Annotated in this window: 22 protein-coding genes and 1 tRNA gene; 15 read left to right on the top strand and 8 right to left on the bottom strand. The window is 43.1% G+C overall.

Annotation, left to right across the window (positions count from 1 at the left end):
• The first annotated feature begins 115 nt into the window (after positions 1 to 115).
• Positions 116 to 1,888, top strand: a complete 1,773-nt coding sequence (locus VX730_03185; GenBank protein ID MEC9291384.1) for a sulfotransferase — start codon at positions 116 to 118, stop codon at positions 1,886 to 1,888.
• A 42-nt stretch (positions 1,889 to 1,930) separates the two neighbouring features.
• On the opposite strand, the gene VX730_03180 is transcribed toward VX730_03185, so the two are convergent.
• From VX730_03180 to VX730_03170, 3 genes are all read right to left on the bottom strand, one after another.
• Positions 1,931 to 2,458 (bottom strand): NADAR family protein, encoded by a 528-nt coding sequence (locus VX730_03180; protein MEC9291383.1) that lies wholly within the window; start codon positions 2,456 to 2,458, stop codon positions 1,931 to 1,933.
• A gap of 130 nt (positions 2,459 to 2,588) precedes the next feature.
• Entirely contained in the window at positions 2,589 to 3,620 is a 1,032-nt protein-coding gene (locus tag VX730_03175) for a Glu/Leu/Phe/Val dehydrogenase (protein ID MEC9291382.1), read from the bottom strand.
• A gap of 136 nt (positions 3,621 to 3,756) precedes the next feature.
• Entirely contained in the window at positions 3,757 to 4,203 is a 447-nt protein-coding gene (locus VX730_03170) for a hypothetical protein (protein MEC9291381.1), read from the bottom strand.
• Between the two features lie 516 nt (positions 4,204 to 4,719).
• On the opposite strand from VX730_03170, the gene recO reads away from it, so the two are divergent.
• Together recO and VX730_03160 are read left to right on the top strand one after the other, a co-directional pair.
• Positions 4,720 to 5,430: a DNA repair protein RecO gene (recO, locus tag VX730_03165; GenBank protein MEC9291380.1), complete on the top strand. Its 711-nt coding sequence runs from the start codon at positions 4,720 to 4,722 to the stop codon at positions 5,428 to 5,430.
• The gene (locus VX730_03160) at positions 5,431 to 5,832 is read left to right on the top strand and encodes a lysozyme (protein MEC9291379.1); all 402 of its coding nucleotides are present in this window, start codon (positions 5,431 to 5,433) and stop codon (positions 5,830 to 5,832) included.
• On the opposite strand, the gene VX730_03155 is transcribed toward VX730_03160, so the two are convergent.
• Complete coding sequence (locus VX730_03155; GenBank protein ID MEC9291378.1) at positions 5,829 to 6,203, bottom strand: lysozyme inhibitor LprI family protein; 375 nt, start codon at positions 6,201 to 6,203, stop codon at positions 5,829 to 5,831. The two genes, VX730_03160 and VX730_03155, sit on opposite strands and share 4 nt — an antisense overlap.
• Positions 6,204 to 6,508: 305 nt before the next feature.
• On the opposite strand from VX730_03155, the gene VX730_03150 reads away from it, so the two are divergent.
• The 3 genes from VX730_03150 (at position 6,509) to VX730_03140 (ending at position 10,549) form a co-directional block, all read left to right on the top strand.
• Positions 6,509 to 6,799, top strand: a complete 291-nt coding sequence (locus tag VX730_03150) for a hypothetical protein (GenBank protein MEC9291377.1) — start codon at positions 6,509 to 6,511, stop codon at positions 6,797 to 6,799.
• A 230-nt stretch (positions 6,800 to 7,029) separates the two neighbouring features.
• Complete coding sequence (parC, locus tag VX730_03145; protein ID MEC9291376.1) at positions 7,030 to 9,543, top strand: DNA topoisomerase IV subunit A; 2,514 nt, start codon at positions 7,030 to 7,032, stop codon at positions 9,541 to 9,543.
• A 79-nt stretch (positions 9,544 to 9,622) separates the two neighbouring features.
• Positions 9,623 to 10,549: a hypothetical protein gene (locus VX730_03140; GenBank protein MEC9291375.1), complete on the top strand. Its 927-nt coding sequence runs from the start codon at positions 9,623 to 9,625 to the stop codon at positions 10,547 to 10,549.
• On the opposite strand, the gene lipB is transcribed toward VX730_03140, so the two are convergent.
• On the bottom strand, positions 10,546 to 11,217 hold the full coding sequence (lipB, locus tag VX730_03135; GenBank protein ID MEC9291374.1) for a lipoyl(octanoyl) transferase LipB: 672 nt from the start codon (positions 11,215 to 11,217) through the stop codon (positions 10,546 to 10,548). The genes VX730_03140 and lipB overlap by 4 nt on opposite strands.
• Before the next feature lie 117 nt (positions 11,218 to 11,334).
• Here lipB and VX730_03130 point away from each other — a divergent pair.
• The 7 genes from VX730_03130 (at position 11,335) to VX730_03100 (ending at position 20,746) form a co-directional block, all read left to right on the top strand.
• Positions 11,335 to 11,419: transfer RNA gene (locus VX730_03130), tRNA-Leu, on the top strand.
• 273 nt (positions 11,420 to 11,692) lie between these two features.
• Positions 11,693 to 13,015 carry a site-specific integrase gene (locus tag VX730_03125; GenBank protein ID MEC9291373.1) on the top strand — a complete coding sequence of 441 codons (1,323 nt, stop codon included), beginning with the start codon at positions 11,693 to 11,695 and terminating at the stop codon, positions 13,013 to 13,015.
• A 670-nt stretch (positions 13,016 to 13,685) separates the two neighbouring features.
• Entirely contained in the window at positions 13,686 to 14,057 is a 372-nt protein-coding gene (locus VX730_03120) for a hypothetical protein (GenBank protein ID MEC9291372.1), read from the top strand.
• Positions 14,058 to 14,142: 85 nt separating this feature from the next.
• Positions 14,143 to 15,369 (top strand): TolC family protein, encoded by a 1,227-nt coding sequence (locus VX730_03115; protein ID MEC9291371.1) that lies wholly within the window; start codon positions 14,143 to 14,145, stop codon positions 15,367 to 15,369.
• Between the two features lie 13 nt (positions 15,370 to 15,382).
• The gene (locus VX730_03110) at positions 15,383 to 17,038 is read left to right on the top strand and encodes an efflux RND transporter periplasmic adaptor subunit (protein MEC9291370.1); all 1,656 of its coding nucleotides are present in this window, start codon (positions 15,383 to 15,385) and stop codon (positions 17,036 to 17,038) included.
• Positions 17,025 to 20,189 carry a CusA/CzcA family heavy metal efflux RND transporter gene (locus tag VX730_03105; GenBank protein MEC9291369.1) on the top strand — a complete coding sequence of 1,055 codons (3,165 nt, stop codon included), beginning with the start codon at positions 17,025 to 17,027 and terminating at the stop codon, positions 20,187 to 20,189. The genes VX730_03110 and VX730_03105 overlap by 14 nt, the downstream gene beginning before the upstream one ends.
• Positions 20,186 to 20,746, top strand: coding sequence for a DUF2231 domain-containing protein (locus VX730_03100; protein ID MEC9291368.1), 561 nt, complete (start codon positions 20,186 to 20,188; stop codon positions 20,744 to 20,746). The genes VX730_03105 and VX730_03100 overlap by 4 nt, the downstream gene beginning before the upstream one ends.
• Positions 20,747 to 22,029: 1,283 nt before the next feature.
• On the opposite strand, the gene VX730_03095 is transcribed toward VX730_03100, so the two are convergent.
• Positions 22,030 to 22,476 (bottom strand): hypothetical protein, encoded by a 447-nt coding sequence (locus VX730_03095; protein ID MEC9291367.1) that lies wholly within the window; start codon positions 22,474 to 22,476, stop codon positions 22,030 to 22,032.
• A 351-nt stretch (positions 22,477 to 22,827) separates the two neighbouring features.
• On the opposite strand from VX730_03095, the gene VX730_03090 reads away from it, so the two are divergent.
• Entirely contained in the window at positions 22,828 to 23,709 is an 882-nt protein-coding gene (locus tag VX730_03090) for a succinylglutamate desuccinylase/aspartoacylase family protein (protein ID MEC9291366.1), read from the top strand.
• Positions 23,710 to 23,865: 156 nt separating this feature from the next.
• On the opposite strand, the gene VX730_03085 is transcribed toward VX730_03090, so the two are convergent.
• Positions 23,866 to 24,189: an ASCH domain-containing protein gene (locus tag VX730_03085; protein ID MEC9291365.1), complete on the bottom strand. Its 324-nt coding sequence runs from the start codon at positions 24,187 to 24,189 to the stop codon at positions 23,866 to 23,868.
• A 64-nt stretch (positions 24,190 to 24,253) separates the two neighbouring features.
• Between VX730_03085 and VX730_03080 the strand changes: the two genes are divergently transcribed.
• A complete protein-coding gene (locus tag VX730_03080) occupies positions 24,254 to 24,721 on the top strand; it encodes a GNAT family N-acetyltransferase (protein ID MEC9291364.1) in 468 nt (155 codons plus the stop codon).
• Between the two features lie 204 nt (positions 24,722 to 24,925).
• On the opposite strand, the gene VX730_03075 is transcribed toward VX730_03080, so the two are convergent.
• Positions 24,926 to 25,924, bottom strand: a 999-nt coding sequence (locus VX730_03075) for an AAA family ATPase (GenBank protein MEC9291363.1), incomplete at its 5' end; no start/stop codon positions are given.

The raw sequence follows: 25,924 nt of genomic DNA, 5'->3' as shown, positions 1-25,924 counted from the left end.
CAACGCAAGCGCATAAGCAAGAAGTGCGCTATTAAAAAAATAAAAAGCTAAGCTTTTGTTTCAGGACCAACGCAAGCCTGTTGGGAAGTAAAGCGTAAATAAAAAAGCAAAAAAAATGACGCCAGAACAAGCTGTAAAAACTCTTCAAGATGCCCTTTTGTCTCATCAACAGGGTGATTTATCTAAAGCTGAGACGATGTATGATGAGGTGCTTCAGCACCAACCAAGCATGCCTGATGCATGGCATATGAAGGCCCAAATTGAGCTTGGACGTGGCGCTTATGAAAAGGCAGAAGAATTTACAAAAAAGGCGCTTGAGCTCCACAGTAGCACGCCGGTGTACTGGACAACACTGGGGAATGTATATTTGCAGGCGTTGAATTATGCTGAGGCGGAAAAGGCATTTCAGGATGCACTTGACCATGACGCAGGGCATGTCCATGCTTTGCAGGGGCTTGGCGTATGTGCACAGGAACAGCATAAAGATGATGAGGCTCTTCATCATTTAAATATGGCGCTTACACTGGATGAGAACTTACCTATTTCACTGGTACACCGCGCTGTCGTGAGGCTACGTCATCGTCAGTATCCATTGGCTGAAATGGATTTGAAGAAGGCGCTATCTATTGCGCCAGAGTTTCTGATGGCGAAACTCTACATGGGTCTACTTCTTAATAGCCAAAGTAAAGGTGAAGAGGCGCTTCGCTACTTTGCAGACCTTTACAATGCAGGCTACCGCGTTGCACCGCTGTATAATGCTTATGCAAGTGTTCAGCTTCAGCTAGGCCACAAGCAGCAGGCGAGCATGATTATTGAAGAGGGTGTAAAGGCTTTCCCTGATGATATGGGGCTACAGTATCAGCGTATCCGTATTAAGAAGGTTGAAAGCGATGATGAGAATGTTGCGCATATTAGGAAAGCGCTTGAAACATTGCCGGATACAAACCCTGATAAATACAAAGCGGCTTACACACTTGCTGCGATTTATGAGAACAGCAAGATGTACGAAGAGAGTTTGGAGCTTCTGAAAACGGCAGGCCGTTTGAAGCGTCCGTTCCTCTCTTATGAGGAATCAAACACGCGCGCGCATATCTCAGCGATGAAGTCCTTCTTTACAAAAGAGAAAGTGGCAGAGCTTTCTGGTAGCGGTCTTTCAACAGAAAAGCCCGTGTTTATTTTGGGTATGCCGCGTAGTGGTACAACGCTTGTGGAGCAGATACTTTCAACCAGTGCCGATGTATATGGCGCAGGGGAGTTAAACCACCTGCAACAAGTACTAGGCCTCAAGAAAACCAATAACCTCTTTAAAGATTTTTCTGATTGGGCAGAGCCTGTAACGGCAGATAAGCTGAAAACATGGGCGCAGGAGTACCTCGCGCTCGCAAGTGCAGAGGACCCGCAAAGTGGTGCCAAGTTTGTGAGCGATAAGATGCCATCAAATGCACTGCTTGTTGGCTTTATTAAGCTCATGTTCCCGCAAGCGAAGATTATTCATTGTGAGCGTAGCGGTATGGATACGTGCCTGTCTTGCTTCCAGAAGAACTTCACACATGGCCAAGGTTTCAGCTATGACCTTGATGAGCTGGGGCGTTACTACATGATGCATGAGGAGCTGATGGCGTATTGGCATGAGCTATTTGATGATATTTACACTGTGAAATATGAAGATATGGTGGCTGATCAAGAAGCAGAGAGTAAAGAGCTGTTTGCATATGTGGGGCTGGAATGGGTAGAAGAAGCTCTTGAATTCCATAAATCAACACGAAGTGTACATACGGCGAGCCTCAACCAAGTGCGTCAGCCGATTTACACAGGTTCAGTAGATAAATGGCGCAGATATGGGAGCGGACTGAAACCGCTCGCTGATATTCTCGGCGAAAAACTCTAAGTTTTAAATAAACAAAAGCCCCGTACATTACGGGGCTTTTATTTATCGTTGAAAAAGTCTTTGTTTCAGTTGGATATCGTAGCGTATGGCCATCAAGATGCGGCCAAGGTAGTTTTCACCACCTTTGCCGTACAGAAGGTCAATGCCCCAGAATTTATCTTCCCAGATATTGCCTTCAAAAAGCGGCGCATCATCTGTTGCCAGAAGCTTTGCGCGAAGTTCAGGGTTTCGCTCTGAGTACTTTTGCTTGTTAACTTCCGTCATGATGGCAATGCGCCCTTCAGGGCTGTCGTCAGGACGGGTGATGAAATCATCTTCATGGGTGAAGGTTTTGGCTTCCTTCGGGTCCATAGTCGCCAGCATAGCTCGAATTTCTGGATCGACACTTTTCCATGCCATGTAGGCATTTTCAGTGCTGCCGCACTCAATGGCGGGTAGGCCAAACTCCGGTTCAGCAGGCAGGGTGACGCTGCAAGGTTCCATGTTGGAGAGGAATTTAAACTCTCCACGAAAATACATGATCGCCTTGGCAGGGGTGTCTTTTTTGAAGCCTGTCAGGTCGAGTTTCATGGTTTTATTCCTTTCATGAAAGAGGGACACAGATAAAGAATACTCCGTGGTATACATAAAGAAAAGGTTTATAGCAACAAAAAAGCCGCCCCAAAAGGAGCGGCTTTTAAATGGTTTCGCATGTAAGCGCTTAGTGTGTAAAGCGGCTTTCAGCAACGCGGTCAGCAGCTTCTGCAGGCAGGATGCCTTCTTTTTCTGCCATCGCAAAGATTTCACGCAGTGTATCACCGATACCGTGAATTGATTTAAGAGCTTGGTCTTTCTCATAACCACCTTCTAGGTTTTCGTAGTACACGTTAATGATACCACCAGCGTTTACAAGGTAGTCTGGTGCGTACAGAATACCGCGGCCTTGTAGAAGGTCAGCGTCTGATTCAGTGGCCAGTTGGTTGTTTGCACCACCAACGACAGCTTTACAGTTCAGCTCTGGAATTGTTGTTTCGTTCAGGATACCACCCATTGCACATGGCGCGTAGATATCGCATGGCACTTTGTGGATGTCTTCAGTTGGTACCACTGTGCAGCCGTATGTTGTTGCCATTTCAGTAAGAGCGTCTTGGTTGACATCAGCAATTGTAATGTTACCGCCTTTAACGCCAGCTTCTGTAAGCCATTTAATAAGGTTTTTACCAACGTTACCGACACCTTGGATCGCAACTGTCAGGTCAGACATCTGTGTTTTAATGAATTCTTCAGCAGCAACTTTTTGGCAAATGAAGATACCAAGCGCTGTCATTGGAGAAGGGTCACCACTTGCGCGGCCAAGTACAAAGTCTGTGCTTGTTTTAATTGTGTCCATGTCTGCAAGTGTTGTGTTCATGTCTTCAGCGCAGAAGTACTTACCTTCTAGGCTGTTTACAAACTTACCAAACGCTTTAAGAAGCTCTGGGCTCTTTTTGCTTGGATCAGCAATAATAACAGACTTACCACCACCAAACTGGATACCAGCAAGAGCTGATTTGTAAGTCATACCGCGAGAAAGACGAAGAACATCTGTCATAGCTTCTTCTTCAGATGAGTATGGATAAAGGCGAGTACCTCCAACGGCAGGACCACGATTGGTGTTATGAACAGCGATAATCGCTTTTAGACCGCTTTCTGGGTCAGTGGCTTTAACAATTGTTTCATAACCGTTTTTTTGAATTGTTTCTACAGACATCATGACGTCCTTTCATCCTTTATCCTATTTGGTTGTGACACATTCATATTCGCTTGTGTTGGCGCCATTATAGGGATCCGGCCCCTATACTGCAAGAAAAACCCTCCCATGGTTTGGGAGGGTTTTAAATGTGTGCGCATTAAGCGGCTTGTGCCATCACTTCAACTGGGTTCTCAAGCAGAGCCCTTGTCATGTTGAAGGTGTTTGCTTTGCAAAGTAGAGGCACTTTAGAAGCATCGCTCATGCTGGCTGCACGTGCAAAGGCTTCATCAATGGCCTTGTTGTTAATGACATCTGGAATAGACCCCTTAGGTGCCATGCGTTCAGCGCGAGCCATTTCTTTAAGCTCGTCTGCTGTAATGGCATGTACTGAGCTCTCTGTAAGGGCTTCAAGTACAAGTGAGCCGTCCTTCATAAGGTAGACATGGCTGTTTTCACTCATAAAGATCAATGAACATTCGTACTCTTCTAGGTTAAGAGTGCGTCTGGCAAAGTCTTTTACGGCATTCATTTGGGTTTGAGATTCAAAATCTTGAATCAAAGATTCAGCTTGGCTGAATGTAGAGGTGCTAGCGGTATTGATCATTCAGTGTTTCCTTTTGATCGTTTGCTTTTAAGATATATATGCCTATTTTTTGTGCAGATCAAGGGGCGAGGTGAAAATAAATAAAAAAAACACAGCATGAAGCTGTGTTTTTGAGTCGGTTAACGTGTATCCATATATATCCAAAACTTCCATGTGTCTGTGAGGCCTAGGCGTTGCAGAATGCCGCAATACGCAATGGCTGCGAGCTGGGAGAAGGTCATAAATAGCATGACCGAGAAAACCAATGTTAAGGGCCCTGCAGCGCTTTTCATTATGCCGGGGAGGTTGCTGCTCCAATATTGATAGAGAAGGCCATTGATAAGGAGTGTGCAGATAAGCCCTGTAACAATAGAAGCCACCGTAACGATGAGCATAATATGCTCAAATCACTTGCTTAGGGCTGCTTCATTTGCCTTTAAAGGTTTTTTTTGAAGTGCAAAACTTTCCATGAGGAATCTCCAAAGGAACGTAAAAAAGATGGTGTGTATGCCTTGGTTTAAGGTAGAGTAAGATATTATGTCAAGCCAAAGTACCAAAGCCATTGTTTTAAAAGCTGCACCTTATAATGAGAACGCGGTGCTCCTTACTGTGTTTAGTGAAGAGTGGGGTGTAAGCCGTGGCATGGTGAAGGCGGCAAAGAAAAAGATGAATGCGCTTCAACAAGGTAATGTGGTGAACATTACTCGCTACCGCAGGCTAGAAACCCAACTTGGGACGTTCTCTGTAGAACTTGAGCACCCTGTGGCTGCACAGTGTATGATGAGTGAGGAGCGCCTCACTACAGTGAGTGCTGTTTCTGATCTTATTCTTAAATCTTTTGAAAGTGATGATCCTCACACAGCCTTTTACGGCTATACTGAAAGCTTCCTCAGAGATGTGTGCACCATGCCAGAAGGCGCACTTCTGCCAAAGTTTGGTGTGTTTGAATTTAAGCTTCTGCTTGAACTGGGCTATGGTCTCTCTCTCAAACCCGAACAGGCGGTGGTGGAAAGCGAAGGCGAGCAGCTGGCTTATGTGTCTCCGCGTAGTGGCCGCGCGGTGGGTGAAGTAGCTGGTGCGCCGTATCGCGATAAGCTTCTTCCTCTCCATAAGGTATTTGGCGGTAAAAGCGAAGACATTCAGGATGTATTTACCCTCACAGGTCACTTTCTAGAGCGTGCACTAGATGGCAAAAAGAGTGATGCGAGACGTCATTTGATTGCGCTTGCACAAACTAAAGATTCTTAAATTCACACCCTTCAAACCTCTATACAGGCAGGTCTTCCTACTATTGGGTACGGGCATTTAATTCAGTCTGGTGAAGATTTTTCTGAAGGGATTTCAGAAATAGAGGCTGAAGACTTGCTGAAAAGAGATGTTCAAGTTGCAACAGATGCGGTGCGTACTCATGTTAGCGTTCCTCTTAATCAAAACCAGTTTGATGCCTTAGTATCGTTTGGCTACAACGTGGGAGCTAAAAATTTTGAAGATTCAACATTAATCAAACGTTTAAATAACGGCGCTTATGATGAAGCTGCTAGTGAATTTAAACGATGGAACAAGATTACTGTAGATGGCAAGAAGGTCGTAAGTAGGGGGTTGATTAAGCGGAGAGCCCGAGAGGAGGCACTGTTTAGGAAGGAGCCCTAGTTTAGCATCCAAACAGGGGTACAAACATCGCCTTCTTCTCTTGTGATGAGGCTCTTTAGATTCTGAGCGTTTTGGTTGGTAAGCGCCTCTTGCACATAGCTTGCACACATGGGGCGTGCGCTCCCCGTATGCCCTTCTATATATAGTGAAGAATAGATTCTGGTGTATTCTTCCCAGAGTTCTTGCATTCTTTGGAGTTTTTTCTGTTGTGTTGGGGTTGCTCTTGATAAAGCACCATTCAATACAAGTTGCTCTGTTCTTTTATAGGACTTCAATGTTTCCAGTGCATCCATATTCATTTCAGCCTGTGTTTGAGCAATTGATGTGAAAGGCGTTGTTACCAATGTTAAAAGAATAAAGAGCTTTTTCATTGTTTCTGCAATTTTAAATTGTGTTTGTCATGTGTGGCAGTATTATAAACATATGTCTATATCTGAATAAAGGTAAAGGACGTCTTGTGTTTAAGTTATACGAAAAGAAGTCTTATGAGTTGGTTAAATAGTTATGTTTAAGGCAAGGTTAATCATATCTTATATTAAGCGCTACGGTCTTGAAGAATACGTTTTGAATCGCATGTACCCTCTTGCAAAAGATATATATGTTGATGTGAATCTTGTGCAGGTGGATGCAACCCTTTTGAAAAAGGGTGACCGTGTCTCTGTGAGACATGTATGTCGTGATCTATTTGAAATCTTGCCTCGAGAAAAGAGAAGTTGCGGTGTGCCTGCTGGGCAAGTGGTGCTACCGCCCTGTTTTAGCAAGGTATATCAAAGAGGATATTTACGAGATTTTGCCGAGCGCATGTTATGGGCCAGCTTATGAAGAATGGCAATTTGTTCCGGGGACGTTAGTGCACTGCGTAGAAGTGAATGCTGCGAATATTCATAAATATGATTTGCTGTATTCGGGCTGTTTAAGTGGGCGAGAAAAAACAAAAGTAGCCTACTCTATTGCTGCCCTTACCTAAAATGCGCCTATTTTAAGCAAAAAATCTCATAAAAACAGGTATCTGATCCTTTACGAAAGCCCCGAAAAGCCCTATAATGCGCCAAATTCAAAGGGTTTTAGAGCTGTTTAGGCAATTGCCTAAACCCAGCGAGCTGGGGCACGGATTGCCACAGCCACGTGTGAGCATCGAGCAAAACCACGCTTTTGCGCTGATGAGAGCGCAGTGCCAAACAAATATTAGGTGTATTTATGACAGAGATCGTTAAAGGTAATTTTGCAGATGAGATGAAGAGTCGCTACCTCACGTATGCGCTCTCAACCATTATGTCTCGTGCTGTACCTGATGTTCGTGACGGTCTTAAGCCTGTACAGCGTCGCCTGCTTTACGCAATGCGTATGCTTCGCCTTGATCCAGATAAAGGTTACAAAAAGTGTGCCCGCGTCGTCGGTGACGTGATTGGTAAATACCACCCACATGGTGACCAATCGGTTTACGATGCAATGGTGCGTCTCGCGCAGGATTTTTCTCTGCGTTACCCAATGGTTGATGGTATGGGGAACTTCGGTTCGATTGATGGTGATGGCGCCGCGGCGATGCGTTACACGGAAGCTCGTATGACCAAAGTTGCCATTGCTATGATGCGTGACCTAGAGTCTGGCACCGTTGACTTTATGCCAACATACGATGGCTCAGATGAAGAGCCAATGCTGTTGCCTGCTGCTTTCCCGAACTTACTTGCAAACGGGACAACGGGTATTGCCGTAGGTATGGCAACAAACATTCCACCGCATAACGTGGGTGAACTTTGCCGAGCGATGCTGACGCTTTTGAAAGCGCCAGAAACATCAACAGCACAACTGATGCGCAGTGTAAAAGGCCCAGACTTCCCAACGGGTGGTACGCTAAACGAAGACCATGCAACGATTGTTAAGGCTTATGAAACAGGCCGTGGCAGCATGCGTGTCCGTGCAAAATACGAGATTGAAAAACTGGATCGTGGCCAGTACCAAATTATTATTAAGGAAATGCCTTACCAAGTGCAGAAGAGTAAAGTGATTGAGAAAATCGCTGACCTGATGCACCAGAAAAAGATTACATGGCTTGAAGATGTGCGTGATGAGTCGGATGAAAACATCCGTATGGTACTTGTACCAAAGAACCGCACAATTGATGCCGCCGCTCTTATGGAAACGCTCTTTAAGCTCACAGACCTTGAAGTACGTTTCTCACTAAACATGAACGTGATTCTTTCTAACGGTACACCTGCATGTGTGAGCCTGAAGGAAGCTCTGGATGAATTCCTAGACCACCGTCGTGTGGTGCTTGTGCGTAAATCTAAGTGGCGCAGTGGTAAAATCGCTGAGCGTCTACACCTCCTTGAAGCCTACAAGATTGTTTACCTCAACATTGATGAGGTGATTGCGATTATTAAAGAGAACGATCATCCAGCGCCAATTATGATGGAACGCTTCGGGATTGATCAGATTCAGGCTGATGCCATTTTGAACATGCGCCTGCGCCGTCTGCGTAAGCTAGAAGAAATGGAAATTCAACGTGAGTACGATGAATTGACTGCTGAACTTGCTGGCTTAGAAAAAATTATCGCCTCTTACGAAGAGCAAACTCGCATTTTGACTGAAGAAATTCAGCACATGGAAAAAGAGTTTGGTGATAAGCGTCGTACAGAAGTACTGGGTGCACCAGAGGCAGTTGTTGTCTCTCTTGAAGACCAGATTGAGAAAGAGCCAATTACAATGGTGCTCTCTCAGCAAGGTTGGGTGCGTGCCATGAAGGGCCACAGCTCTGCTGACACGACATACCGCTTTAAAGAGGGTGATGATGAGCTTGTACGTATCCCGGCTTACACAACGGATAACATCTGTTTCCTAAGTAGTGATGGTAAGGTTTACACACTTCATGGCTCTAAGCTTCCTGACGGGCGCGGCTTTGGTGAGCCGATTAATGTCAGTATTGATCTAAAACCTGGTCAAGAAATTGTGACAGCGCTTGTGCCGTCATCTCAGTATGTGCTGATGGCAAGCGAAGGTGGTTTTGGTTTCCTTGTTGAAAAAGATAACCTGTTCTCACAAACCAAGAACGGTAAGCAAATTATTAACGTTGCCAAAGGCGATAAGGCTAAGTTTATGGTGGAAGCACCGTATGATATGGTTGGTCTGTCAACATGCCTACTCACAAACAAGAATGGTCGTCTGTTGATGTTTGATCGTGATCAGATCAGTGTTCTTGGCCGTGGTAAGGGTGTGAAGCTGATGGAAGCCAAAGAAGCTGTCCTTGCTGATCTTGTTTCGTTCAACAGTAGTGTTGGTATTGGACTTAAGAACACAATTGGTACAAAAGACCGTGTCCTTAACGAGTTTGAAGACTGGGTTGGTAAGCGTGCACAGGTTGGTAAAGTACCACCGCATGGCTTTACAAAAGAATGTTACCTGTTTGTGCCAGAAGGCTCAGACAGTGCGCCAACAAAGACACGTTCAAATGAAGAGCTTGTTGAAGGGGCAATGAAAGCCACTGGCGATGAAGAGCCGAAGAAAGAGCTGCCATCTGACTTCCTCAAAAAAGACGGTGAGGCGAAATCTGAAGCGCCTGCAGATGATAAACTGATGGACCTGCCACAATCGGACCCAATTCCAATTGTGCGTGGTGAAGCGGCGAAGAAACCAGCTGAGAAGAAGGAAGAAAAGCCTGACACATCTAACATTGATGACCTGTTTGATTTCCTCCGCAAACAAGAAGATGATTAAGTAAGAGCCCTGCAGGGCTCTTCTTTTTGGCCTATATCTTGCGTATTTATCTGTATGTTTAAACAAAGGATACGCTGAGATGATTTCATCTTCATTACAAAGCTTAACAAGCTACACAAATAACCTTTTAACAGGATCACAAAACACGCAAGAAATTGCGGGTGTACGTGTGAACACTGAGACAGGTGCAATTGTTGAGGAAACCAACTGGAAAGATGATGCAGTTTCGCTGTCTCCTGAGGCGCGTGCAGCGCTTGAGCGTATTGATAACCTCACAAGCCACTTAAACACGATTCAAACGCAACTGGGTGGGCGCCAGCTGACGCAGGGTGAAATTACGCAAATTTCTGAAATCACAGCAAAGCTTGACGATATTTACGATGTTGAAACAGTTCCACCATCTGAGGCGTATCTGTATATGACAGAAGAAAACCGTGCCGCAGGTGCGGAGATCATTACAGAGCTTTCTAGCATTTATGAAGGTATTCCTGATGGAGTTGAGCCAACAGATGAACAGCAGGCAGAGATGAATCGCTTAACAGCTGAGCTTGATGTGCTGTTAGATCAGAGCCGCGTGCGATCAAGTCATAATATTGCAGACCTTCCCGCTGATATTCAAGAAGATGTGATCGCACAGTTTAAAGTGCTGGCTGAGCTTGTCTCTGGTGGAGGGTCGCTTTCGGCATCTGAAACAGAGCGCGCTGCAGTGATTGCTCAAAATATTGATAATGCCTTTACAGAGTACGGTACAGAAAAGCCTGCACGTGAACTAAGCGCTGCTGAAAAGAGTGAAGCAGAAAAGCTTTTAAATGAACTTGCGGAACTGTTTGAGCAAGCAGAAGCCAATTCTATGAGTTCGTTCCTTCTTGAGTCTCGTGCGCAAACGACATCTCTGTTTTTGAGTATTCTGAATGGGGAAGATCAAGGTAGTAACCGTAATGATTTAGGGTCTTTGCTCACAGATATTCAAAACGGCAGCTCATCAAGTATTGCGTCTCTGCTTTAAGCGCCTAAATGCGTCATCATATGGCGCTTTAGTTTTTCATCCACTTCGTCCATGGTGACATCTGGTGCAAAGTGTTTAATAGCGCAAACGCCTTTATCAGTAATGCCGCATGGGGTAATGCGTGTGAAGTGCTCCATATTGGGATCTACATTCAGTGCGATACCATGGAAGGTCACCCACTTGCGTACACGTACACCAATGGCAGCAATCTTGCCCACTTGTGGGCTTTTTCCTAGGATAGATCTCTGCTCCTTTGGTGCGGTTGAAGGCATAGGTACCCAGACTCCAATTTCATCGCAGATATCTGTTGGAATGTTATATTCATCAAGCATGCTTTTCATCCACTTTTGTAGCATGCAAATGTAAGCACGAATATCTCGGCCACGTTTGGTGAGGTCTAAAATGGGGTAAATAACACGCTGGCCAGGGCCGTGATAAGTCACGTTACCACCGCGGCCTGTATGAACGAGGGGGATATCGCCAATTGAGCCAACTGCGCCTTCTTCAAACGATGTTCCACCAGTATAAACAGGGGCGTGCTCCACAAAAAAGATGACTTCTTCACCACCGTTTATCACATTTTGCACAGCATCTTCTTGCAGCTTTACCACGTCCTCGTAAGGGACATCTTGTCCGACATGAATAATACGGATTGGTGCTTGCGTCACTGGCGTTTCCTTGCTATAAATCGTGAATAAGCAAAGTGTACTGCTTTTTACAAGCACAAACAACCGCTAGAAGTAACAGCAATGTTTGTGGGAGTGAAAGTAGAACAAGCCGAGCTTGCCGTCGTGGTGGAATTGGTAGACACGCTAGCATGAGGTGCTAGTGCCGCAAGGTGTGGAGGTTCGAGTCCTCTCGACGGCACCATTTTCTTTATAATCAATTACTTAATTGTACGAATTGCATCTGGTGCTACACAAAGGTGCTACAATTATGGTTTATAATCCTTCATATCTACTTAAATCACGTCATGGTGTGTACTACTTCCGGTATCCTATACCGCTTTCTATCCACCCGCAGCGTAGGCGTGAAAGTATTCAGGTGAGTCTCAAGACAAGCTGCCGTAAGGAGGCCTTGGCTTGTTCAGCACGTCTGAGGTATGCTGTACGCCAATTGATAACTTACCTTGAAGGTTTACCAGTGGACTACATTGAGAAGAAACAGCTTATACAGAAATGCTTTAAGGATATGCTGGAGGCTGATAGAGCTGATATGCATAAGGGTGGTTTGCTCTCTTCAGAGGAGGTTATTCAGTCAGAGCAGCTTGCTTTACGAATTGAGAAGGGGCAGGCACACTTGCTTGCCAGCAATGTTATTCAAGATATTAAGAAAGAGGCTGGCCTAGAGGGTTGCAATGACTCTGATGTGTATGATGAAATTCTTAAGGGACTTGCTCATTATAATAAAGAGCGTGTAAGGCTAAATGAAGAGCTTTCCGACCCTGCTTATACAGTGAGTAACCTTATGTCTGTAAATACTTCTCATGCGTCTCCTATTAGTCAGAGAGGGCTGATCTCCTTATCAGATGCTGTAGATAGATATTTCAAAGAGAATAGTAATGTTTGGACTCCATCTACTCAGCGTGATTATCAAACATATGTAAGGTATCTGTATAAGACTCTTGGTGAGTCTGTTGCTGTAGGAAGTTTATCATATGAGCAGGTGGACTTGGTTAGGGATGCGCTAGATGCTGAAAACAAGGCTATACCAACTAAACAGAAGTATGTGTCATTCTATCGTAGCTTCTTCGCTTGGTGTAAGGGACAGAGATATTGTAAAGAGCCTTTGTTTGATTCTGTTAAATTTAAAGGGAATACAGGCTCCCGAGAAGTCAGAGGGTTTGAAAAAGACGAATTACTATCCCTTTACACGTCCCTTCAACAATACAGAGCCGCTTGTGCCGAGTCTAAGCGTAATAAAATTCACAATTATTGGATCACAATGATCCTCATGTTTTCTGGTGCGAGGCTTAATGAAATTGCTCAGCTGTATGTTGAGAATATTCATGAAGAGGATGGAATCCGCTACATAGAAATCAGTGACAGGTTTGAAAATCAGAGCATTAAGACTGACTCCAGTAGGCGGCATGTTCCCATTCACCTGCATCTTGTAGGTTTAGGTTTCTTGGAGTATGTGGAGAGTATTAGGCAAGAGGGTTCGGAGAGGCTGTTTCCTGAACTTAACTACCAGCCAAATAGAGGTACATATGCTAAGAATGTAAGTCGCTGGTTCAATGACAACAAGAATGGTTTTTTGACTAAGTTAGGTTTGAAGAGTAAGCACGTTGATATGCATAGTTTAAGGCGAACCTTTATTTCTGTTCTTGAAAGAGCTGATGAAAAAGAGGCCCTAATTGCAAGCGTTGTTGGTCATGGCAAGAAAACTATTACCCAAAGGTATAATGATGGGTATACCCTCGAACAAAAGTTAAGAGCTATATCTTTATTCAAAGAACCTCAGTAGGTACCCCCTAGGGGGAAATCAAGAGTTACTTTCTATCTATTGTGACTTCAAAGATATTCATAAGTTTTTTTGAAAATAGTCTCAAAATTTAATACAGAGGATTTCTTATATATAAATATATATATAAATCTACACTTCCCCCTTGTATATAGGACTATATAGTTTTATAGGGTCTTATTTAGAATAATTATAATATTATTTATATAGTATATTTATTAGTAAGTATAAGTATTGATAAGTAGCAGTATATCTACTTAGATTAAGTTACTTGTTCTTATGTTTGGTGATATTTATTCTTGATAGTAATGAGATGTTGAGATAAGATATTGAGTATTAGATTTATGAAAAATTCTTGTTAAATCTATACTCTATTAATAGTTAGCTACTCTTGTAATTAATACCTCTTCAAATTCGAATGATAAGCTACTCTCTGATGTGTTATGAGTACTGTTTGGTACAACCATAGCTTTGCAAAAATAAAATGATTTATATGGCTGTATATGGAAGAGCTAAACTTGAAGAATGTTTGAGTTTGTAATATCAGAAATTTAAATTTTTAGTATGTCAGTCTGTTAGGTTCTGGAAAAAATTATTTGTAGCAACATGCATAAGCAGCCAGACTAAATAAACAAAATAAGTAGCAACTCATAAATAGAGGTGCTAGAGTGGAATGATGAAGTATATAAAAAACATACTGGTTGCGCTGGTTATGCTTGCATTTACGCTGAATGCGTATGCGGTTACTTCATTGTCTTTATGTGATTGCATTGAGATGTTGTCATCAAATGTTGTGTCCTCTGATGTGCCATGCCATGACATGATGGACATGGACGCTGATATGGATGCGAATAAGCATGCACAAAATACTATGGAATGTGATACGTGTGCTTGTGATCACTGTAAAGTTCCAACGCAGAGTATGATTTTAAATCATAAAGCAGCAGCTCTGCCAACACATACACAAAACAACCTTCTTAAAGCTGTTCTTTACCACTCTGCTGGCCTGCAGGGTATCGAGCATCCTCCTAAACTCCTCTCTTAGATAAATTGACACAGTTGTTGTGTTCTTGTGGGATACGTGCATCTTTTTGCCAGCCGCCCCTTAATTTATGACCGGGAGAATTATTATGATTATAAAATATCTTGGTGTTGTGACTCTGCTTTTAGCTTCTATTCAAGCGCATACAGAGGAGCAAGCACTACAAAAGTATCTTGAAAAACTTGAAGAACATCCTCAAGTTACGCAGATATTAGAGCAAAGCTATAAACTTAAAGAGCTGTCTATTTCTGAAATGGGTCTACCTGACCCTCAGCTCATTCTGGGAGTTGATAATGTGCCAGTAAACTCGCCAAAGTTTGATAGGTTTTTACCAACGTCAAAAACAATAGGTTTTAAACAGCAAATACCAAGCTATTCGCTTCGCAAAGCTAAAGCTGGAAAGCAAGTTATGCTATCTAAGCGCCAACAGCTTATGGCGGAGTACACGCAAAAGCGTTTAAAAGCTATTTTATTAAGCGAGTTAAGTGAGTTAGATAAAGTTAAAAAGCTCGAAAAGCTTGCTAAAAAGCAGCTTGGTTATTACAAGCTCATGGAGGATGACCTTAAAGGTCAGTTAGAAGCAGGGCAGCCTGTTTATGGACGTTTCTCTGAGATTGATGTGGAACGAACAGAAATAGAGCAGTACTTAAATGGTTTAAAAGCTGAGCGTGTTTCCATTGAAGAGGAGCTTATCTTTTTAGTTGGAGAAGTGCCCCATCTTGAATTACCTGCTTTGCCAGATGTTGCTTGGCATAGAGAGCAGGCTTCCTTGTATCCTGTCGCAATTGCATCTGAAAGTGTCAATGCTGCATCTAAAGGCACTGATGCTGCTCTGGCTGCTTTTAAGCCAAATTACGGCATTCAAGCTCTTTATAAACAACGGGAATCTGGCAGCACTTATTCTGGTGATGACTGGTTTAGTGTTCAAGCAACAGTCTCTATTCCTCTTTGGTACAAGAAGAACCAAAAACCTAAATTACGTGCAGCACAAGCAGAAAAACGTAGTGCTGAGTTTGCTTACGATGAAACTGCTCGCTACTGGGTTAAGCGTATGTCTGAATTGAAAGCTGAGCGTGAAGTTGCGCAGGACAATATTGCTTTATTGAAAGGGAAGAGAGCATCGCTTCAAGAAATGGTAGAGGCAGCAAACCGAAACTATGAATCAGGTAATGCGCCATTAGAAAGTGTTTTAGATGCACAAATTGATGAACTCACTATTGCATCTCAGCTTGCGAAGCAGCGCAGTCGATATGCTCGCCTTTCAGCAGAGTTTAATAGCCATATTATAGAAAGATCTTACAATGAGAATAATTAAAATACTTCTCGTAATGTTAATACTTACGTTAAGCCCTGTATGGGCACAAGCACAAAAATATACATGCCCAATGCATCCACACTATATCTCAACTGAAATGGGAACATGTCCGATTTGTGGCATGGATTTAGTACCCATGGAAAGCTCAGAGGAAGGTGACATGGAAGAGGATCATAGTGCGCACATGAGTGGGAATAAGCGTAAGTCCATTACGATTCCACCAGAAACAATTCAGAACATTGGCGTAAGAACTGAAAAAGCAGAAGCGGCGCATTTTGGAACGCATGTGAGAAGCTTTGGTCTTATTAAAGAGAACATGCGTCTCACTCATGCTATTTCAGGGCGTGTAGCAGGTTGGGTAGAAGACCTTAAAATTACGGCTATAGGTGATGAAGTTAAACAGGGTGACTTACTCTTTACGCTATATAGCCCAGACCTTATTTCTGCTCAGCAGGATTATATTTCATCTATTGCAACTGGAGTAAAAGGACGTATGAATTCAAGTGCAAAACGTTTGAAATCTCTAGGGGTAAGTCAGAAAGCCATTGATGAAATACGTGTTAGTCGTAAGAAAATGGAATATTTACCATTTTATGCAGAAACGGATGGAATTGTGAGCCAGCTGATGGTGAGCCAAGGCAGTTATATAAAACCCGGAATGCAGATTGCGACGATTCAAAACTACAGCAGTGTTTGGATTGATGTGAGCGTTGCTGAAAAGGATCTGCAGTTTTTAACAAAAAGTAGTCAGGCAACTGTAACATTTCCTAATTTAGGGAACTTAGAGCGTACAGCACAAGTTGACTACATCCACCCGACAATTAATGTTAATAGCAGAACAGGTCAGGTGCGCTTGGTGCTGGATAATGTTGGCGGTCATCTAAAGCCGGGCGCATATGCAGATGTTCAGTTTGAAACAAATATTGATAAACGCTTAAGCATTCCTTCAGAAGCAATCTTAAAAAGCTCCGAGGGTGACTTTGTTGTTGTAGCTTTAGGCGGTGGTAAGTTTCAGCCGCAAGCCGTGCAAACAGGGATCCATAATAAGGGGCGCACAGAGGTTCTGAGTGGTTTGGAAGAAGGTGAAGATGTGGTCGTAAGTAGTCAGTTTATGATCGACTCTGAAAGCTCTCTACGTGAATCATTCCGTAAGTTGGAGAGCGCACAAACGCCACTCGCTTTGATTGATATCACGCAGGACCAGCTCTCTATGATTGACCATCTAGTGGATGCTGCACTTTATTTACATGATGCTCAGGCCAATGGATTTGAAGCTGACTCAAAAATGCTGATGCCAGCACTTAAACTAAATGACCATTTATTGCCACAGTTCAGGGGGACAAAGCTGAAGTTTATTCTGCAGTCTGCTGAAGAGGCGCTCAACAGTGCCAATGAAGCAATTACTGAAACAGAGCGTGATAAAGCCTTAGCAGAACTCGTTAAAGCCTTAAAGCCTTGGATTACAGAAGGAAAACCGAAGCATTACAAGGATAAGGGGATTAAGCTGTATCTTGATCATGGAACAGGTTTTTATTGGCTGCAATTAGACGGAGTTATGGCTCATCCTTATGGTGCTGGTCATGCTGTAGAAGTAGATCTACCAGATGAAGTGAACGCAAAGGTGCCAGTTGTAACTGCACCAGTAGGAGGCGCACATGCAGGACACTAATCATTTAAGCCATGACCCAACACAGTCAGGTGTGGCTAAGGTCATAGAGTGGTCTGTTAAGAACCAGCTTCTAGTTATTGTTGGTATGATTGCTCTATTGGTTGCAGGGTGGATGTCTGTTAAGAATACACCGTTGGATGCGATCCCTGACCTATCTGACACTCAAGTTATTATCCGAACAGACTTTCCGGGACAGTCTCCTCAAATTGTAGAAGACCTTGTGACGTACCCTCTGTCTACCACTATGCTTGGCTTACCCAAAACAAAAGACGTACGTGGTTTCTCAATGTTTGGTACGTCCTTTGTTTATATCATTTTTGAAGACGAGATAGATCAGTACTGGGCAAGAAGTCGTGTGATTGAGGCCTTGTCAAAAATACAAGGCGACTTACCACAAAGCGCAGTGCCACAAATTGGACCTGATGCCACAGGGGTTGGTTGGGTTTACCAATATGCCTTAGTAGATAGAACAGGCAAGCATGACCTGTCTTATTTAAGATCTCTTCAAGATTGGTTTCTTAAGTTTGAGTTGGCCACTGTGGATGGTGTGTCTGAAGTTGCGTCTGTAGGTGGGTTTGTAAAAGAGTACCAAGTCTTAGTTGACCCTAACAGACTTCGTGCTTATGACGTGCCATTGCATCGCATTACTCAGGCAGTACAAGCCGCCAGTAAAGAAGTGGGTGGGCGTGTCATTGAACAGGGTGAAATGGAGCTTATGATTCGTTCTAAAGGGTATATCACCAATTTAGATGAACTGAAAAAAGTTGTTGTTTATGCCAAAGGAGGAACGCCTGTTGTTTTATCTGACGTTGCACGCATTATTGAAGGGCCTGAACTGCGCAGAGGTATTGTGGAGTTAAACGGTGAAGGTGAAGTTGTTGGTGGCGTAGTTGTTATGCGTTCTGGCGAAAATGCTCTAATGGTTATTGAGGCTGTTAAAGAGAAGCTAGAAGAGCTAAAGCAAGGCCTTCCGGAAGGCATAGAGATTGAAACGGTTTATGATCGTGCTCCTTTGATTGAGGGCGCAGTTGATTACCTGACAACAAAACTCATTGAAGAAGCTCTTGTTGTTGGGCTTGTATGTTTGATTTTCTTGCTTCATGTAAGATCAGCATTTGTTGCCATTATTACCTTACCTCTAGGTATTCTTGGTGCCTTTATGATTATGTCTATGCAAGGTATTACCGCAAACATTATGTCTCTTGGTGGTATCGCAATTGCGATAGGAGCAATGGTTGATGCTTCTATTGTCATGGTTGAAAATGCCCACCGTAAACTTTCTGAAATGGCAGAAGGTGCAAGCGCAGAAGAAAAGCGTGCTGCTATATTGTTATCTGCTAAAGAAGTTGGTCCGGGATTGTTTTTCTCCTTGTTGATTATTACTGTGTCATTCTTACCTGTGTTTGCATTGACAGGACAATCCTTTCGTTTGTTCTCACCTCTAGCCTTTACGAAAACTTATGCGATGGCATTTGCATCAATTCTTTCCGTAACACTTGTTCCGGTATTGATGTTGTGGCTCGTGCGAGGAAGGATAAAGAGAGAGGAAGATAACCCTATCAATCGCTGGTTTGTACATATCTATAAACCTGTACTGAATGCTGCTTTGCGCCGTAAATACTTAACGGTTGCTCTTGCGGGTGGGTTTCTTATGAGCATGGCAATTCCATTATGGCGTACAGGCTCAGAGTTTATGCCTGCCCTGTATGAGGGTGAGCTGCTTTATATGCCAACTACATTACCCGGTGTGTCTATTACTAAGTCTAAGGAAATTTTGGCACAAACCAATCGGCTTATTAAAAGCGTGCCAGAGGTGCACCATGTATTTGGTAAGGTCGGGCGCGCAGATACAGCAACAGATCCTGCGCCTATATCTATGATCGAGAGCTGGATTAAGCTTAAGCCTAAAGACGAATGGCGTGCAGGTATCACTGTTGAGAAGATTGTTGAAGAGTTGGATCAGGCTGTTAAGTTACCGGGCCTCGTCAACAGTTGGGGGTATCCAATCAAAATTCGTATGGATATGATCTCCACGGGAATCCGTACCCCGGTTGGCATCAAGATATCAGGGGCTGATCTTGGTGAAATTAGTCGTATTTCATTAGATATAGAAGCTGCAGTAAAAGATGTGAAAGGGACACGTTCTGCGTTTGCTGATCGCGTAATTGGCGGTAAATATCTTGAAATTACGCCTAATCGTGATGAGCTTGCAAGGCAGAGCATTGACCTTGGTATGTTCCAACAAGTTATCCAAACGACTCTTGGTGGTATGAGAATTTCAGAATCTGTTCAAGGGCGTGAGCGTTATAATATTATGCTTCGTTATGAGCGATCTTTCCGTGAGCATTCTGAAGATCTTGGCAATGTTTTGGTTCCAACGCCACATGGACAGCATATTCCTTTAGGTGAGCTTGCTAGTATTGAGTTTGTGGAAGGGCCACCAATGATTAAATCTGAGAATGCAAGACTGACGGGCTGGGTGTTTGTTGATATTGCAGAACGAGATATTGGCTCATATGTTGAGGATGCACAAAAGGTTGTGGCAAGCCAGGTCAAGCTTCCTGCTGGTTATGCAATTGAGTGGTCTGGTCAGTTTGAGCAAATGCTTGAAGCTGAGGCACGTATGAAAATTGCCATCCCATTAGCTATCATGATTATATTTGTACTCTTGATGCTTCATTTTGGCAGATTGGATCGCACCTTAATGGTTATGTTGTCATTGCCGTTTGGATTAATAGGTGGTGTGTGGGCGCTTTATATTGCTGGGTATAATTTTTCCGTTGCTGTTGGTGTAGGCTTTATTGCCTTGGGAGGAATAGCTGCGGAAACAGCTGTGGTGATGCTTTTATATATTGATCAGCAAATGCGCTTGTGTCCTCCAAAAGACTTACAGGAACTATTTAATGCCGTAGTGCATGGTGCCGTGTTGAGGGTGAGGCCTAAACTTATGACTGTGCTAACCATATTTGTAGGTTTAGCTCCTATCTTTATTACTGAGGGGCTAGGCTCAGACGTGATGCGTCGTATTGCATTGCCAATGCTTGGTGGTATGGTCAGCACAACTATCCTTACTCTTATTGTTATTCCTGTCATTTACTACTTATGGGAAGGAAAACGCTTCAAAAATGTAAATAAAGGAAATATAAAATGATCATTGAAATCATTCCGAATTGGCATCCTGTTTTTGTCCATTTTACGGTAGCTTTATTTAGCGCTTCCACTGGGCTGTTTATCTTGGGAAGGCTCTTTAATAAGAGAGAGTGGGCAAAAGCTATAATTAAGGCGGCGCATATTAATTTATGGCTGGGTGCACTGGCAACCATTGCTACTGTTTCTGCTGGTTTATATGCCTATAATACTGTGAATCATGATGGACCATCTCATATGGCGATGACTGATCATAAAAACTGGGCGTTTGTAACGGCTGCTCTTTTTACTCTTGTGACGCTTTGGTCTTTTAAAACCTTTACTCGAGTAAAAGTAGGAACGACCTTCTTGGTTGTCCTCATTATTGCTACAGGTATCCTCGCAGTAACTGCTTTTAAAGGCGGGGAACTGGTTTATCGCTATGGTCTTGGCGTTATGTCAATGCCACAAAGTGCAGGAGGACATGATGATCACGGGCATGTAGCGGGGCAGGAACATGTAACTCTTGAAGACGTGCAAGAGGTGCCAGTCGGTCATGAGGGACATGACCATGCGCATTAGTTGTTTTTGAATTATAAAATCTTTTAGCTTGCTTTTGAATGACTCTATTATTAGGGTTGTTGGCGGAACAAGCTTTGCTGTTCTGGAGCGTCGAAACTCCAATAGAAGCGGTGATAGCATCATCGTTAACAAAGTGCTGTCTTCGGTTTATAAGGCCGGAGGCAGTGCCTATGTCCAAGGCTTTGCCTAAAAGGCACTGGCTGTACTTCTATGCAGTTTCGAACCTCCGGCCGCTCATTGAGCGGTCATTTACTATTGTTAATATTACAGGAGGTTTATAAATGGGGTTTATTCAAAGAGCACTTAAAGGTGAGGAGTTTTGCAGTAAGATCTTTCTGTACTGTTCCCTTATTCCATCATGCTTAATCATGATTGCTTACGGTGTTATTATGTCATTTGAGGAATACTTTGATATGAGGGCATTGGTTATATGGGCAGGTGCGTTGGTGCTACTCCTTATTTGGCATATTGCCCCATATGCGAAAATGCTTTGGAAGTGTAGCTCCAACTCTAATTTGTTTTTTAAATATTTCTTTAGGTTAGGAGCTGTAGGTACCTTGGCATACTGTATATTGTTTTTGGCTGTCATGCTTATTAGTGTGTTGCTTAATTGGAGTGACTTTAAGGGAATATGGTAAAGTGTTTTTATGCTTTCATAGTTTAAGTCTTCATCATGTTCGCTATTGCCAAGGCGCAACAAAGTGCTACAATTAGGTGCAACAAAAGAACTGAAATTAGCTAGGTGCTATGAGTAAGTGATTGAGCGAAAACGGTGCTTTAGCAAAGTGGGTTCGAGTCCTCTCGACGGCACCATTTTCTTAGAAATCCAAGCCTTTCAAACACGTTGTTCCATGTAAAAGTAACCCGTACAAACAGGTGGTACAATCGCATGGCTAAGGTTTCGTATATTCAAAGGCGAGGTGGAGTCTATTATTTCCGTCATCCAGTCCCTAAACATTTAAAGAAATTCCTAGGTAAGGGTGAGTTGATTTACTCCCTTAAGGCCTACTGTTATGATGATGCAAAGGTAAAGGGGCTATTTTTGGCTCAAATGGCAAAGAAGATATTTCAGATCGTGTCTAACATCAGGCGAACATTAAGCGACCAAGAGGCAAAAGATATTGTGAGAGCTTATTTCCGTGAGGGAATTCTTGAGATGGATAGAATGTTAGAGTACGAGAGAAACCTTCGAGATGTAGATATTCATGATTTTGATCCATCCATAGGTCAAGAACTCCTAAAGCGTACTGAGAGCGACTTTGATGGAGAATATTTAATTCCTGTCACAATGAGAGATGAACTGCTTGAGCAAGGTACTCAAGAGCCTTGTGATGCACCTCAGGTTTGTGGATGGCTCTGTGAAGAGCATAACCTTGATCTTGTAGTTTGATAACAATCTTTTGAATGTAAGGCGTGATGCCATAGGGATTATCCTTGGGTGTAAACTTTTTAAAACTTAATGCTGTACTTGGGTAGGCAATAGCTGAAACAGTGCTAACCTTAAGGCCTTCGCAGAGGTTGATAAGAAGCATTTTAAGGCTCTGTAAGTTCTTTGCAATAGGTCTTTCACCAATGTTCTTACAAAGGGCTCTGAGGGCTTGTTCTGCTTGTTTGTTTCGTGATGCATGCCATGTGGCTTTAAGGTCTAGCAGAAGGTAATCTGCTTTAAAGAAGTGTGTTGGCTGGCTTGTTGCGAGCTGAAGGGTTGTTTCAAGTTTATCGTATGTCATGTTTCTCCATTTTTTGTTCATATGTTTTTTAAATTAAATCATATGTTTATTCCGTTTTGGTCTACTAAGGTATGGTGGTAGAAGGTTAATCTATAAGAAGTTAGATAGTTGATACATCTATATTCTCTATTAATATACCTAGGCATTATACCTAAGGTATTGCCATTTGTCAATCTAATTTCTATGTAAATCAATGGTTTAATAGTGTTTAGTGTCAGCAGAAAATCAACATATTACAAGATGCTAAAGCCTTAGAATTGAAGTCTAAGGAATGCTGTGGTGGGTAGCTTATTGTGTATATTTGTGTAAACTCTCATGTGTACAGCAAAGATTTATGTGGAAAGGTTAGGTATGGAAACAGTGTTTAGAGATTTGGCTTCTTTAAGTTTTGAGGGTGCCCAAGGAGTAAAGCTCTTTGATTCAGGAGTTGCTGGCCCTTCTGTTGCCATTACTATTATGACGCACGGGAACGAGCCTTGTGGCCTTGATGCTTATAACTACTTTTCTCAACATTCTGATATTCTAAAAAAGGGTAAGGTGTTTTTCTGCCTCAATAACATCAAAGCAGGGGAGCAGTACTTTCAAGCTACTTCAGCAAAGGAGAAAAGACGGTGTCGGTTCATAGATGAAAACATGAATCGTATTACATCTGAGAACAAGGATAGTTATGAGTTTAAACGTGTTCAGGAACTTAAACCGATATACCAGCAGTTTGACTATGCTCTAGATATACACAGCACAGCCTTGCCATCAGACACAATGTTGATTTTACCAGAGGGAACACCTAAGGCTTTATATCAAGGTATCCCTGCTAAACTTGCTATAGAGGGTATTGTGGAGAAACAAATCGGAACACCTGCAATTGGTTTTTATGCTGGAGAGTGTATTGGTTATGAAGCAGGATCACATGAGGATGAACAGGCTGGGTATAATGCAACTCAGGCTATGCTTGCCTTTTTAAGAAATACTGGTGTTGTTGACCATTCTGAGGAAGCCTTAGAGATGCCTGCTCACTATACTGTGTTTGATAGTATTGTGTTCAGAGATTCTTCTGACTCTCTTGCTAAAGAGTTTAAACACTTTTCTAAAGTTACTCAGGGTGATGTTATTGCTTCTGGAGATCAAGGAGATATTAAGGCTAGCGAGGATGGATTTGCCCTTTTCCCTCCCCCAAGTTTAAAGCCCAACTCTATCCATGAGGAAGTTATGTTTCTTGCAAAATTGACAGTTTAGTTTGAATCAACTTTTAGTTGTCATTTTTGAGTTTTGTCTGGGTTCATAAAGGGAAGATTATTTATCTGAATCTTTACTGCTCAGGCTTTTTGGTCTGTGCTCTAGCTTAGTGGAGGTGTATGTTATGCCTTAAACCCACCAGCTGAAAGCTTCACACTACAACCTTCTTACTTCAATACCTACGACTGAATGCTCTAGTTGCTTCTCTCGTGGGTAAAACTCTTCAAGAACATTCACCATTGTTTCCGCATGGCTCTCACCTGTGACGTTTACGTCAATGGTTGAAAAGAGCTCTGTAAATGTGGGCGCTTTATGTAGGGCTACCACTTCTGCTTCAAAGCTATCAGTAGCATTGGATGAATTTGAAAATGTGATGTTGTGCCCAACTTTGATTTGTTGGCGCTTTTCATCAAAAAGCCTGAGTTCAATAGTTTTTGAGCCAGTCTTTAAGAGGTTGTAATACTTTGTTTGTACCGACATCTTGTGGTGCATCATTTCAATCCCTTCTGTTTACTTTAAGCACACTACCCTAAGGAGGTGGCAAATGCTTAACGTTGTTACTTATACATCAGACAGTCAACATAATGACATTCTGTACACAAAGCTCTATGAGCTAACTGACTACATCAACACCTACTATCCAAAGCATAGAGAATGGTTTTTTAACACATTCCTTCCAGACTTAAAAGCTGGTACTCGTGCTATTGTGGCGGTGTTTAACGAGATTGGTGAGCCTGTTGGTGTTGCCTTTCTGAAAAAGAGTCATGATGAACACAAAATTTGCACTTTGTTTGTTCAGCAAGAATACCGCAAAGCTGGTATTGGTAAAATCCTGATGCAAGAGAGTATCGCTACTCTTGAAAGTGCTGAGATAAGCATTACTGTCTCAGGAGTAAACTTACCCCAGCTACAGAGCTTGCTTGATAGACATGGATTTATGCTTGTGAGCCAGTCACATGGCGACTACCTGCCTGATGAGACGGAGTATTACTTTATCCGCCCTCAACGGTAGTTATAAAGCGAATCTAAGGAGCTGTGCATTAATTGCATGGCTCTTTTCTTATTGCAGGTGGTACAATCCTATGTAACAATCAAAACCTAGGTGTGGAATAACACATTGTTTGAAAATAGGTTTTAGAATCTGGTCTGCCCTCCTCTCGACGGCACCATTTTTTTAATGAAAAACAGCCCCTAAATAGGGGCTGTTTTCTTTCGTTTAAGAGATCAGTTCTGCCACATGAGGGAAGGCTTGATCGCACATGGCTTCAGGTTTTTCTGCGTGAATCTCCACAAAGGACAGGTTGCGGCGAATCATCTCGCCACGCAGCCACTTATAAGAGGAGACCGTTTCTTTGTCGGCCTGACTGCTTGGTTTGATTAGCAGATACAGGTGGTATTCTTGCGAATAGGACAAATCCTCCACCCAGTCTGGTACCTCGCCAAACAGCTTTTTGGAGCGCTGCATGGTTGTAATCAGCTCAGTGTCACTGAAGATCACTTTGTTGCATTGGGGCAGAAGTGCTTCCATGCTGGCCAATTGGCCGCGAGCCACAGTGGACACATCACCCACATTCAGCATGCTTTCACGATCATAGTCAGGGATGTTGGTTTGATAGTCATCCACCAAAATCTCTGCATAATCGCCGACCATCACAGTTTTGAAGCGCTCAGACAAAGCCTGAGATAGCGCTGTTTTGCCGCAATGCTCTGGGCCAATAATGGCAACCCGCTTGGCAAAGTAGGGCCGAATCACGGGGTTCAGTTGGTCCCAGTGCTTCATAGGCTGGTTGCGCATTTCAGTGCCGGTAATGGGCACAATATCGCGGCGCGTATTCACAGGAATGAAGCGTAGCCCCATGATATTGGCCATGTCATAGCCGTAAGGCTCTGATGCGAAGATCGCATCAAACTTTTCCCCTGGGCAGTGGCGATGGATGCTGTCTTTCCAGATATTAAAGAAGTCAGGAGCTTCCTCAGGGTACTGAGGAATTTCCACTGCGTGATGCACCACATTACAGTCAGGGTAGAGCTTTTTGATCCATTTGTAGCGCTCTTCCCCCGGGATGGGTTCAGAAGGCAGAGAACAGACCAAAATTGTGACCTTACGGCTAGAAGCCTTGGCAAAGTCAATGAGGAACAGATGGCCATTGGTGGGCGGCATAAACTTGCCAAATACCAATGCGTGGCCAACAAACTCATTTTCAATGCCTTTGAC

This window comes from Pseudomonadota bacterium (genome assembly GCA_036141575.1).
Lineage (GTDB): Bacteria > Pseudomonadota > Alphaproteobacteria > UBA2136 > JAPKEQ01 > JAPKEQ01.
This window is presented reverse-complemented; position numbering and strand designations above follow the sequence as displayed.

Bases quoted from the DNA above. Each gene is read 5' to 3' on its own strand.
- recO (MEC9291380.1), top strand. From the start codon at position 4,720: ATGTCAAGCCAAAGTACCAAAGCCATTGTTTTAAAAGCTGCACCTTAT.
- VX730_03170 (MEC9291381.1), bottom strand. From the start codon at position 4,203: ATGATCAATACCGCTAGCACCTCTACATTCAGCCAAGCTGAATCTTTG.
- VX730_03115 (MEC9291371.1), top strand. From the start codon at position 14,143: ATGATTATAAAATATCTTGGTGTTGTGACTCTGCTTTTAGCTTCTATT.
- VX730_03095 (MEC9291367.1), bottom strand. From the start codon at position 22,476: ATGACATACGATAAACTTGAAACAACCCTTCAGCTCGCAACAAGCCAG.
- parC (MEC9291376.1), top strand. From the start codon at position 7,030: ATGACAGAGATCGTTAAAGGTAATTTTGCAGATGAGATGAAGAGTCGC.
- VX730_03100 (MEC9291368.1), top strand. From the start codon at position 20,186: ATGATCATTGAAATCATTCCGAATTGGCATCCTGTTTTTGTCCATTTT.
- VX730_03140 (MEC9291375.1), top strand. From the start codon at position 9,623: ATGATTTCATCTTCATTACAAAGCTTAACAAGCTACACAAATAACCTT.
- VX730_03080 (MEC9291364.1), top strand. From the start codon at position 24,254: ATGCTTAACGTTGTTACTTATACATCAGACAGTCAACATAATGACATT.
- VX730_03185 (MEC9291384.1), top strand. From the start codon at position 116: ATGACGCCAGAACAAGCTGTAAAAACTCTTCAAGATGCCCTTTTGTCT.
- VX730_03180 (MEC9291383.1), bottom strand. From the start codon at position 2,458: ATGAAACTCGACCTGACAGGCTTCAAAAAAGACACCCCTGCCAAGGCG.
- VX730_03175 (MEC9291382.1), bottom strand. From the start codon at position 3,620: ATGATGTCTGTAGAAACAATTCAAAAAAACGGTTATGAAACAATTGTT.
- VX730_03155 (MEC9291378.1), bottom strand. From the start codon at position 6,203: ATGAAAAAGCTCTTTATTCTTTTAACATTGGTAACAACGCCTTTCACA.
- VX730_03110 (MEC9291370.1), top strand. From the start codon at position 15,383: ATGTTAATACTTACGTTAAGCCCTGTATGGGCACAAGCACAAAAATAT.
- VX730_03105 (MEC9291369.1), top strand. From the start codon at position 17,025: ATGCAGGACACTAATCATTTAAGCCATGACCCAACACAGTCAGGTGTG.
- VX730_03085 (MEC9291365.1), bottom strand. From the start codon at position 24,189: ATGTCGGTACAAACAAAGTATTACAACCTCTTAAAGACTGGCTCAAAA.
- VX730_03090 (MEC9291366.1), top strand. From the start codon at position 22,828: ATGGAAACAGTGTTTAGAGATTTGGCTTCTTTAAGTTTTGAGGGTGCC.
- VX730_03120 (MEC9291372.1), top strand. From the start codon at position 13,686: ATGATGAAGTATATAAAAAACATACTGGTTGCGCTGGTTATGCTTGCA.